Annotated in this window: 9 protein-coding genes and 1 pseudogene; 8 read left to right on the forward strand and 2 right to left on the reverse strand. The window is 65.8% G+C overall.

What is annotated here, in order from left to right:
* The 8 genes and pseudogenes from QZ994_RS16170 to feaR all read left to right on the forward strand — a co-directional run.
* A pseudogene (locus tag QZ994_RS16170) lies at positions 1-536 on the forward strand (sugar ABC transporter permease); the annotation flags it as partial.
* A 117-nt stretch (positions 537-653) separates the two neighbouring features.
* Positions 654-950 carry a Dabb family protein gene (locus QZ994_RS16175; RefSeq protein ID WP_290873929.1) on the forward strand — a complete coding sequence of 99 codons (297 nt, stop codon included), beginning with the start codon at positions 654-656 and terminating at the stop codon, positions 948-950.
* A 29-nt stretch (positions 951-979) separates the two neighbouring features.
* Positions 980-2,041 (forward strand): maleylacetate reductase, encoded by a 1,062-nt coding sequence (locus QZ994_RS16180; protein ID WP_290873932.1) that lies wholly within the window; start codon positions 980-982, stop codon positions 2,039-2,041.
* Between the two features lie 249 nt (positions 2,042-2,290).
* Positions 2,291-3,601: a carbohydrate porin gene (locus QZ994_RS16185; protein ID WP_290873936.1), complete on the forward strand. Its 1,311-nt coding sequence runs from the start codon at positions 2,291-2,293 to the stop codon at positions 3,599-3,601.
* 219 nt (positions 3,602-3,820) lie between these two features.
* Positions 3,821-4,837 carry a carbon-nitrogen hydrolase family protein gene (locus QZ994_RS16190; protein ID WP_290873939.1) on the forward strand — a complete coding sequence of 339 codons (1,017 nt, stop codon included), beginning with the start codon at positions 3,821-3,823 and terminating at the stop codon, positions 4,835-4,837.
* Between the two features lie 9 nt (positions 4,838-4,846).
* Positions 4,847-5,905 carry a phenylacetaldoxime dehydratase family protein gene (locus QZ994_RS16195; RefSeq protein WP_290873942.1) on the forward strand — a complete coding sequence of 353 codons (1,059 nt, stop codon included), beginning with the start codon at positions 4,847-4,849 and terminating at the stop codon, positions 5,903-5,905.
* 6 nt (positions 5,906-5,911) lie between these two features.
* Positions 5,912-6,808, forward strand: a complete 897-nt coding sequence (locus QZ994_RS16200; protein WP_290873945.1) for a transporter — start codon at positions 5,912-5,914, stop codon at positions 6,806-6,808.
* Positions 6,809-6,976: 168 nt separating this feature from the next.
* Positions 6,977-7,933 (forward strand): transcriptional regulator FeaR, encoded by a 957-nt coding sequence (feaR, locus tag QZ994_RS16205; RefSeq protein WP_290873948.1) that lies wholly within the window; start codon positions 6,977-6,979, stop codon positions 7,931-7,933.
* Positions 7,934-7,973: 40 nt separating this feature from the next.
* Here feaR and QZ994_RS16210 read toward each other — a convergent pair whose 3' ends face one another.
* Both QZ994_RS16210 and QZ994_RS16215 read right to left on the reverse strand, forming a co-directional pair.
* Positions 7,974-9,014, reverse strand: a complete 1,041-nt coding sequence (locus QZ994_RS16210; protein ID WP_290873951.1) for an HlyD family secretion protein — start codon at positions 9,012-9,014, stop codon at positions 7,974-7,976.
* Positions 9,015-9,069: 55 nt separating this feature from the next.
* The coding region (locus tag QZ994_RS16215) for an MFS transporter (protein WP_290873954.1) at positions 9,070-10,466 on the reverse strand (1,397 nt) is incomplete at its 5' end.

Consider the following 10,466-nt stretch of genomic DNA (forward strand, 5'->3'; position numbering starts at 1 on the left):
TGTTGCTGAATGTAGAGGGCGTGCTGACGGCGCTGATCGTTTTCTTCTGCTACGTGCTGGCGTCTTATCGCGGCTTGCCGACCGTGCTCGTGATCATGGGTTCCTTGATCGGTCTTTACACCTTCGTGATGAACCGAACGACGCTGGGTCGCCGTGTGTATGCGGTCGGTGGCAACGTCAAGGCCGCCAAGCTGTCGGGCGTGGACGTCAGGCGCATCAGCTTCTTCACGTTCGTCAACATGGGGATGCTGGCGGCCCTCGCTGGCCTGATCTTCGCGGCACGCCTCAACAGTGGCACGCCCAAGGCCGGGACGGGCTTCGAACTCGACGTGATCGCAGCCTGCTTCATCGGTGGTGCTTCGGCATCGGGCGGCGTGGGCAAGGTGCTGGGGGCCGTGGTCGGCGCCTTCATCATGGGTGTGATGAACAACGGGATGTCGATCATGGGCATCGGTGTCGATTACCAGATGGTGATCAAGGGCCTGGTGCTGCTGGCCGCCGTGTTCGTCGACGTCTACAACAAGAGTCGCGCTTGATTCCCGACGGCAGCCAGCTCTGGCTGCCGTGATTCAAAGGCCGTTCGTTGGTTTTGAGGAATGGGCCTCAGGGCGGAGCCTTGCCTGTTGGTGCCGCATGGCACTGGAAAGATATTCATGATCAAACACATCGTCATGTGGAATGTGAGCGGCGACAGTCCCGAGCAAAGGGCTGAGACCGCACAGCGCGTCAAAAAGGCATTTGAGGGTTTGGCCGGTCTGATTCCTGGTTTGCTCAAACTGGAAGTCGGCCTGGATGTCAGCCGCGTGGACTACGCCTGCGACATGGTCCTCTACACGGAGTTTGAGACGGCTGAATCGCTGCAGGCCTACGCCCAGCATCCGGAGCACCTTCGCGTCCGAAACGAGTTGGGCAACTGTCGCATTGCCCGATACCAGGTTGACTATCTTTGATGCCAATGGTGGCTTAGCCAGGGGTGCCCATGTTTGATTTCACGTACACGACCAGTTCGGCGCGCATTGTGTTTGGTGCCGGAAGCCTGCGACTTGTTCAAAACGAAGTGCAGGCACTGGGTGCGCGACGCGCTGTCGTGCTGTGCACGCCGCAGCAGCGCGCACAAGCGGAGGAGGTCGCGGCTCTGCTGGGTCCGTCTTGTGCCGGGGTGTTCGATGGGGCGCAGATGCACGTGCCCATTGAAAGCGCGCGCCGGGCGAGGGAGCATGCGCGCGAGCTGGGGGCCGACTGCGCCGTTGCGGTGGGCGGCGGATCGACGATTGGCCTGGGCAAAGCGATTGCGCTCGAGTCGGCCCTGCCCATCCTGGCCATTCCGACCACCTATGCTGGGTCCGAGATGACGCCGATTTTCGGGATCACGGAAAACAACGTGAAGCGCACAGGCAAGGATCCAAGGGTCTTGCCCAAGACCGTTTTGTACGATCCCAGCCTCACCCTGGGGCTGCCGGTGGACATGTCGGTGGTCAGTGGCCTGAACGCGATCGCCCACGCGGCCGAGGGCCTGTATGCCAAAGACGGAAATCCCGTGATGAGCCTGATGGCCGAGGAGGGCATTCGTGCTTTGGCCAAGGGGTTGCGCGCCATCAAGGCGAATCCCAAGGACCTCAACGCCAGGAGTGAATGCCTCTATGGGGCCTGGTTGTGCGGCACGGTGCTGGGCAGCGTGGGCATGGCCTTGCATCACAAGGTCTGCCACACGCTGGGGGGCACCTGCAACCTGCCTCATGCGCAGACGCACACGGTGATCCTGCCCCATGCGCTGGCCTACAACCGGGCGGCTGCGCCTGAGGCAATGCAGCGGATCGCTCGAGCCTTGGGTGCCGACGATGCCCCGTCGGGGGTCTACGCGCTGGCACGTGAACTGGGTGCACCACTCAGTCTGCGCGAATTGGGCATGCGCCTGGAAGATGCCGAGAAGGTGATCGACCTTGCCCTGGCCAATCCTTACTGGAACCCGGCCTCCATCGAGCGCGAGCCATTGACCGACATGTTGATGCGTGCCTGGGCGGGCACCTCGCCCCAACAGTGATCACACGCTGAGTGAGCACCGGGGCGGGTTGCAAGACCTGACCCGGTTGGCTGACCACACCATCTGCTTCGTCAACCACGGGAGGTCCTTTATGCAAAGTGCCTAGAACAGGTGCGCCTAAAACCCACACGAAATCTGTCGTTCAAGCTGTGCTGCACCATGGCCCGCCAGCTTCTCCGACGTCCTGCCTGCATCCATCCGCATGCGTGTCGCCTTGTGCCTCACGCAGGGGCTGATGCATCCCCATTCATGGGCCCGAGCAGTGCTGGGCACATCCTCCAGGAGACAAATGAAATGAAAACACAAAAGAGAACATGCCAGGCGGCGGCCGCCGCTTTGACGCTGTGTGCAGCCTCTGCTCAAGCGGTGGAGATCGCCGGGATCGATTTTTCAGGCTACACCAGAGGTGGCTTTTACTCAAGCAGCGCGGGCGCACCGCGCGGTGGCTATTCACTGGGCGGAGACGCACAAAAGTTTCGCCTCGGCAACGAAGGTGACCATGGCATCGAGTTGGGGATCGCCAAGACCTTCGATGTCGGTGGCGGCCAAAAGATGGGCATCGGCTACATGCCCGCTGTGTGGAACGGGACGACGAGCACGGTGGAGGCCTATGGCACGTTCTCCGGCCTGAGCTTTGCGCCCGAGGTGGTCTTCTGGGGTGGCCAGAGGCGTTTGCGCATCCAGGACGTGCACATCGTCGACAAGTTCTTTGCAGACTATGGCGACAACCTGGGCGCGGGCTTCACTGGGCTCAAGGTGGGGGCGGTGACGGTGGGTGCCGCCTTGTTTTCGGGCGACAGCTTTGACAACAAAGGTGCGAATCCCAATCGCGCTCGGCGGTTCAACCTGGATGTCGGGGACATTGCAACCAACCCTGGCGGTGATCTGCATGTGACGCTGACAGCCGTTCAGGGCGACTTTGCCTATGGGGGCAATGGCGCAGGGCTGTCGCTGGTGCACAACCAGAAGGACTTCCTGGTTGCCGGTTTGAAGCACGCGCTCTTTGTGCAGACCGCCAATGGGCACGCGGGGCTCAATGGTCAGTTCAGCGGCCTGGATGCACCGGGCTCGACGAGTCTGGTCGTTGGCGACGGTGGTGTGGTCACGCAGGTGACCAACCCGGCCGTGCCGAATCCTGGTCAAAAGAGCTGGCGTCTTGTGGACTCGCTGAATTGGCAGTCCGGCCGCTTCGGGGGGCAGACGGTGCTGGCCTACCAGCACGCCACCGCCGAGGGCGGACCCACGGACGGCGTGGTCACGAAGGACACCTCGCTGGGTGGCCGAGTCTCTTATGCCGTGACCGGCAACCTGAAGATGCTGGCCGAACTCGGTGTCACGAGCCGGTCTGTTACCGGCCAGGCGACGCAGCGACTGAACAAGCTGACGATTGCCCCGGCACTGTCGCTGGGCGGGGACTTCTGGACGAGACCTGAGCTCCGGCTCTACGCAACCCGCGTCACGTGGAATGACGCGGCCGCGACCGCTCAGAGCACCAGCTTTGGTGCGGGCGGCCGGACGTCCAGCACGCTCTTCGGTGTGCAGTTGGAGGCTTGGTGGTGATGAGCCAGTGAGCCATGAAGCGTGGCTTGGACCCTGGATGCGACGTGGGCATCGAGGTGGGCCACGCTGGTCAGCATGTCAGGCTCGTGTTCCGTGAGCAACCGCAGAGAAACCAGCACAAGCCACACGTGAAGCCTGAGCAAGCCAGAAAGGGCCTTGCCGCGCACCATGACTCCTGTCCCAACCCGGCCTTGAAAGCCGACCTCACAGGAGTCCACCATGCCCGTTCCCCAACATCCCAAGCTGCGCGTTGCCGCCGTCCAGGCGTCGCCCGTCTTCCTCGATCTCGATGCGACGATCGACAAGACCATCGCGATCATGAAACAGGCGGCCGATCAGGGCGTCAAGCTCGTGGCCTTTCCGGAGACGTGGATCCCGGGCTACCCCTGGTGGATCTGGCTGACCACACCAGCTCAAGGCATGAGCTATGTGCAGCGCTACTTTGACAACGGGCTGGTGGTCGGCTCGGCCGAATTCCAGCGCCTGTCCGATGCCGCCCGCGACCTGGGTGTCTGGCTGTCCACGGGCTACAGCGAGCGCGCCGGCGGCAGCCTCTACATTTCGCAGGCCCTGATCGATGACACCGGCCGGGTGCGCATGACCCGCCGCAAGCTGCGTCCCACCCACGTCGAGCGAACGGTGTTTGGCGATGGCGATGGCAGCGACCTCAACGTCGTGCAGACGCCCATCGGCAACGTGGGCATGCTCAATTGCTGGGAGCACCTGCAGCCCCTGACGCGCTACGCCCTGTACGGCCAGCACGAGCAGATCCACATCGGTGCCTGGCCCAGCTTCTCGGTCTACCCGGGGGCCGCCCAGGCCCTGGGCCCCGAGGTGAACACCGCCATCAGCCGTGTCTATGCGGTGGAGGGGCAGTGTTTCGTGATCGCGCCCTGCGCCACCGTGTCCGACGCCATGCACGAGATGCTGTGCGGCGACGAGCTGCAACGCCAGCTGCTGCACAAGGGCGGCGGCCATGCCCGCATCTACGGTCCGGATGGCACTGAGCTGGGCACCGCGCTGGCGCCGGACGCCGAAGGTCTGGTGATCGCCGACATCGACCTCGGCCTGATCTCACTGGCCAAGGCTGCGGCCGACCCGGTGGGCCACTACGCCCGTCCTGACGTGACCCGCCTCTTGCTGAACAAGACCCCAGGTGACCGCGTGATGGCGTGGTCACCCTCGCAGGGTGATCCCGCCGACGCGGTGGCCGATGTCAGCACCCAGGTCGAGTGAGGACACGCGATGGAATCCGCCATTCCCAAGCACCTGCGCTGCCCGCGCACCCAGGCCCGCCGGGCCCCGGAGGGGTACCAGCCCCCCTTCCCGGCGCGTTCGGCACGCTACCAGCCCAGCGTGCAGCAGCTGGTCATGGCCCACTTCGGTGTCCAGGCTCAGGCGGCCTCGGCCTGCCGGCCTGCCTGGACGTGGCTCGTCGAGGCCATGTCGGTTCCTGACCGACCGGATCACTGGGAGGCCGCCACCTTCGTCGACACGGCCGGCTTCACCAACCTGCTGCTCACGGCCTATTGGCGTGATCCAGTCGCCTACCAGCGCTGGTGGCACACCCTGGGTTGCGCCTGGACCGAAGGCGATCACTGGGGCGAGGGCGTGGGCACCTACGCCGAGGTGCTGCAGCCCACGGTGCAGCGTTTTGAGACCTTGTTTTCCTCCAACCGGCCCGAGGGGGTGGCCCGCCTGGCCGACGGGCTGAGCGGGGACATCACCGAGCACGGCTACTGGGGCAGCATGCGCGACCGCCTGCCCGCCGCGCAGACCGATGCCCTGGTGGGCGCGCGCGCGCCGACCGTGGAAGACCTGGGCAATGGCCTGGTTCGCGTCCAACCGGTCGACAACCTCTGCCTGATCCGATCGGGGCAGGACTGGTCCGACACCTCGGCGCAGGAACGCCAGCAGTACCTGCGCGACGTCGAGCCCGTGCTGCGTCAGGGCATGGACTTCCTGAGCCAGCAGGGGCAGGAGGTCGGTTGCCTGGCCAACCGCTACCTGCGCGTGCTGGACGCCCGTGGCGAGCCCATCGAGAAGAGCTTCGGCCTCAGTTGGTGGCGTGACCTGGGCGCCCTCGAAACCTGGGCGCAATCGCATCCCACCCATGTGGCCATCTTCGGGGCGGCCATGGCCTACCTGGGCAGCCTGGGCCCGTCCGCGCAGCTCAAGCTTTTCCACGAGGTGACCGTGACCGAAGCCCGCCAGCAGCAATTCAGCTACCGCCATTGCCACCCTCGCACCGGGCTGTTGCAGACCCTGGTCTCCGCCCCCCGCACCCCGACCGAACAGGAGTAAGACACCATGCCGATTCCTTCACCCCGGGCCCTTCGCGCCCTGACTGCCGCGCTGCTGGGCTGCCTGACGCTGCTCGCCCCTTCTGCTCACGCCCTGGAGATCACGGCCGGAGACTACGAGCAACTGCCCGCCGGCACCCAAGTCGGCCTGCTGTACCTGCAGCAGGCTTCGGGCACCGACCTCTACGCCCATGGCGAGCAGGTGGTCAGCGGCTTCAAGGTCCGCAGCCAGGTGGCCATCTGGCGCTACATCCGCACCCTGCAGGTCACGGCGAACACCACCTTCGATGCCAACCTCATCCTGCCCATGGCCCAGGTGAAGGGCGATGGACTGGCCGCCTCGCTGGGCCAGACTCACGGGGTGGGAGATCTGGTCGTGGGAGGGGCCTTCAAGACCCTGCTTGACCCGGTCTCTCGCGACGTGCTGGCGATCGCGCCTTTCCTGACCCTGCCCACGGGCAGCCACGATCCTGCACGGCCGCTCAACGTGGGCGAGAACCGCTGGAAGCTGCTGGTGCAAGGCGTCTATGTGCGGCACTTCAACGCGCAGTGGGCGCTGGACACCGCGGCCGACCTCACCTGGTTTGCACGCCAGAATCGCTTCGGGCCCGCTCATGCCACGCAGTCCACCGCCCTGCGCACCGAGGTGCAGGGCCACCTGCGCCACAACCTGAGCCCGGCCACCACCGTGTCCGTGGGGGTGGGGCACATCCAGGGGGCCGAAAACACCGTGGACGGCGTGCGCCAGGGCGATGCGCTGGGCTCGACCTATGGCCGCCTCACCCTGGGGCATTTCATCGATCAGACCACCCAGTTGCAGGCGCAATGGGGTCGCGACCTTTCGGTGCGCACGGGCGTGCAGACGTCGCAACAACTCAACCTGCGCCTGATGAAGCTGTTCTGAGTGCAGGGTCTGCGCACCCTGGTCCGTGCCTCTCGCACAGCTGGACTGAGGCTCTCCTGGCCACCTTGGTGGCATTGCTCTTGCGTGACTTTCCCCAAGGGCCGTAGGGTATCGGTCTGTCCGGATCTGGGATCCGGGTGCGTGGTGGTTCAGACACGGGTGCAGGACATGAAGGGTGTGTTTTCGACCGATGCGGTGGCGTCTCAGGACCGCGTGGCCTACTGGGTGGACACGATCTGCTCCACCTATGTCCAGCTGGAATGTGAGCCCCTGACCCAAGGGCCCTTCGCCGGTCATGTGGTCAAGCATGCCCTGCCTGGGCTGGAGTTGAGCCAGGTCCGCGCCAGTCCGCAACGGGTCTACCGCAGCCCGCGCGGCATCGCCCGCTCCGGCGAGCGTTGCTTCATCGTCAGCGTGCAGGTCAAGGGGCGTGGCTTGATCGCGCAGGATGGCCGGGAGGCCCTGCTCGAACCTGGCGATTTCGCCATCTACGACAGCGCGCGCCCCTACACCCTCTCGTTCAGCGAGGCTTTTGAAGAGCGCTGCCTCAAGGTGCACGAAGGCCGACTGCGTGAACTCTTCAAGGGCGCAGACCAGGTCACGGCCACCAAGGTCTCGCGGTCCTCAGGTGTGGGGCGGCTACTCGCCCAGACCATGGGTGCGGCCTGCCAGCAGGCCGATCGCCTCGAAGGGGTGGCCAGCGGGGCGGTGTCCGATGCCATCCTGAGCCTGCTGGCCGGTGGACTCAGCACCCTTTCGGCCAGCTTGCCGGCGGCGCCCTCAGCGCTGGAGTCCTACCACCTTGGTCGCATCCGCGCCTTCATCGCGCAGAACCTGGGCGATGGCGACCTCACGGTCGACCGGATCGCGGCCCACGTGGGTCTGTCGGTGGCCCATGTCTACCGCCTGTTCAAAAGCCAGACCCTCTCCCCGTCCGAGTACCTCTGGTCGGAGCGACTGGCCCGTTGTCGCCAGGACCTGAGCGATCCGACTCTGCGCCGCCAGTCGGTCTCCCAGATTGCGTTCCGCTGGGGCTTCAATGATGCGTCCCACTTCAGCCGAGCGTTTCGCCAGCACCACGGAATGAGTCCCCTTGCGTGGCGGCGGCAGGCGCTGCCAGCTTGAGCGTCCAGAAGGCAACGGCGTACCCGCCGCGCAGGCTGGTTCAGCGGACGGTGCGCACGTCCACCTCGGGGCGCACCGACATGCCTACACGCAGCAACTGACGTTGCGGGCTGCTCTCGTCGATCTCGATGCGCACCGGCAGGCGCTGGACGATCTTGGTGAAGTTGCCCGTGGCGTTGTGGGCCGGCAGCGGTGAGAAGCTCACCCCGCTGGCGGGCGCCAGGCTGCTCACATGGCCTGTGAAGCGTACGCCGGGCAGGGCGTCGACCGTGAGGCGCACGGGTTGACCCGGACGCATGCGGGCCAACTGGGTCTCGCGGAAGTTGGCGGTCACATAGACGTCTTTGAGCGGCACGACCGCCAGCAGCGGCTTGCCCGCCTGCACATAGGCCCCCAACCGCACGCTGCGTTGCGCCACCACGCCGGTGGTGGGCGCCGTGATGCGGGTGTAGGACAGGTTCAGCTCGGCGGCCTTGTGCGCGCTTTGCGCGGCCATCAGCGCAGCCTGGGCCTTCTCGACATCGGCCTGGATCACGGCGCTTTGCTGGTCCACCCCTTGCAGCGCTGCCAGATCGCGCTCGCGGTTGGCTTGCTGTGTCAACCATTGGGCATCGGCCTGTTGCTGGGCCTGCAAGGTCCCTGAGCCATCCTGAGCCATGGCCTGGAAGCGGGTGCGGTTGGCAGCGGCCAGCGCCAGCGCGGCCTCGTCTGCCGAGACGGTGGCACGAGCCTGTGCACGCACGCTTTGTTGTCGAGCCAGTTGGGCCTTGAGGCTGTTGAGTGCGGCCTGGGCGCTGAGCACCTGTGCTGTGGCGCTGTCCAGCGCCACGCGCGCGTCGCGGTCGTCCAGGACGGCGAGCAACTGGCCTTCCTGTACGGGCTGGTTGTCTTCCACCATCACCTGGTCGACGGTACCGGACAGGCGCGGTGCGACCTGGGTGTAGTCGGCCTCGACATAGGCGTCATCGGTAGATTGCAAGGGGGTATCGGGGGAGCTACGGCTGTAGGCATAGGCTGCGGCAGCGGTGGCGACGACCAGCACGGTCGCGCCGGTCAATCGGGCTTGGATGGAGAAGGCCATGGTCGTTGTCCGGTGAGGCAGGAATGAGGTCGGGTGCGGAAAGGGGCGCCGCAGCTCAGGAGCGCGGCAGGCTGGGCGGCATGGAGGTCATGGGTGCCGGGATGTGCTGCAGACTCAGCACCAGAGGGATCAGCAGCAGTGCGAGCAGGCCCAGCATTCGGTAGACATCGGCCACGGCCAGGACGTTGGCGTGCTGCGCCAGCAGCGTGCCCAGGTTGGGGGTGGCGGTGGTGTCCAGGCCCTGGCTCAGGCGCCGGCCCAGCTCACCCATGAGCACGTCGGCGTGAAAACTGCTGCGCTCGCTCACCTGGTGAGCCACCAGGGCGCTGCCCACCAGCGTGCCGCAGGCCCGCAGGGTGTTGACGATGCCCGAGACAAAGGGCCCCTCCATGGGCTGGACCACGCTGGTGCTGAGGAAGAGCAGGGAGACCACCGCCAGGGGCTGCCCGATGGCCTGCATGAGCTGAGCGGTGAGGAACTGCGGCGCCATCCAGTCGACGTCGACACGCGAGGCCGTCCAGCAGGCCGCGGCGATCAGGGCCAGGCCGAGTGCAAAGAGGTGGCGTGCGTCCACCCAGCGCTGGTAGAGCAGCAAGGCCACGAGCGGCCCCAGCACCAGCTGAGGCAGGCCCACGATCAGGCCCAGCGGCACCAACTGTTCGACCCGAAAGCCGTGTTGTGCTGTCAGGTCCAGGGAGGGGAGGGCCACGCCGGAGGACATCGACACCAGCAGCAGGAAGAACACCGCAAAGCCCAGGCCCAGGTTGCGCCGACCCAGCAACTGCAGCTTGATGAAGGGGCCTGGGTGGAGCCATTCGGTGAGCAGGAACAGGCTGGTCAGGACGCCACCGGAGGTCAGCATGGCCACGATCAGTGGGGACTGCAGCCAGTCCAGACGCTGGCCCTGGTCCAGGCCCGCTGCAAGCAGGGCCAGGCCCGGTGCGCCCAGCACCATGCCGGGCCAATTGGCTTGCCGCAGTCGGGGCAGGGCCTGGGGCATCTGGGGGATGCCCCATTGCACCAGGGCCAGGGCAAGCAGGCCGATGGGGACCAGGTGCCAGTAGGCCCAGCGCCAGTCGGCCAGGCGGTCGAGCCACTGTGTGGCGATCCACAGCGCGACGTTGGGCGCAAAGGTGGCGGTCAGGGCATAGAGCGCCAGACCATGCAGACGGATCGGGATGGGCAGGAAGCGCAAGGCGGCCATCATCAGCATGGGGATGAGGGCGCCGGAAACAATGCCGTGCAAGAAGCGCAGGGGCAGCAGCCAGCTCAGGTCGTGCACGAAGGGCAGCACCACGGCCAGCACCAGGGCGCTCACCAGCATCCAGCTGTGAAAGCGCCGCAGCGAGAAGGTCACGGCAAACCAGGTGGCAAAGGGCATGACGGCCAGTTCGCCAGCGGTGTAGGCCGTGCCCAGCCAGGAGGCTTCGTCCAGCCCCAGGCCCAGGGCCA

Source organism: Aquabacterium sp., assembly GCF_021768455.1.
Taxonomy (GTDB): Bacteria; Pseudomonadota; Gammaproteobacteria; order Burkholderiales; family Burkholderiaceae_C; genus Aquabacterium.

What these genes read in the sequence shown, in the direction of transcription:
- QZ994_RS16175 (WP_290873929.1), top strand. Translation starts at nt 654, where the DNA reads ATGATCAAACACATCGTCATGTGGAATGTGAGCGGCGACAGTCCCGAG.
- QZ994_RS16180 (WP_290873932.1), top strand. Translation starts at nt 980, where the DNA reads ATGTTTGATTTCACGTACACGACCAGTTCGGCGCGCATTGTGTTTGGT.
- QZ994_RS16185 (WP_290873936.1), top strand. Translation starts at nt 2,291, where the DNA reads ATGGGCCCGAGCAGTGCTGGGCACATCCTCCAGGAGACAAATGAAATG.
- QZ994_RS16190 (WP_290873939.1), top strand. Translation starts at nt 3,821, where the DNA reads ATGCCCGTTCCCCAACATCCCAAGCTGCGCGTTGCCGCCGTCCAGGCG.
- QZ994_RS16195 (WP_290873942.1), top strand. Translation starts at nt 4,847, where the DNA reads ATGGAATCCGCCATTCCCAAGCACCTGCGCTGCCCGCGCACCCAGGCC.
- QZ994_RS16200 (WP_290873945.1), top strand. Translation starts at nt 5,912, where the DNA reads ATGCCGATTCCTTCACCCCGGGCCCTTCGCGCCCTGACTGCCGCGCTG.
- feaR (WP_290873948.1), top strand. Translation starts at nt 6,977, where the DNA reads ATGAAGGGTGTGTTTTCGACCGATGCGGTGGCGTCTCAGGACCGCGTG.
- QZ994_RS16210 (WP_290873951.1), bottom strand. Translation starts at nt 9,014, where the DNA reads ATGGCCTTCTCCATCCAAGCCCGATTGACCGGCGCGACCGTGCTGGTC.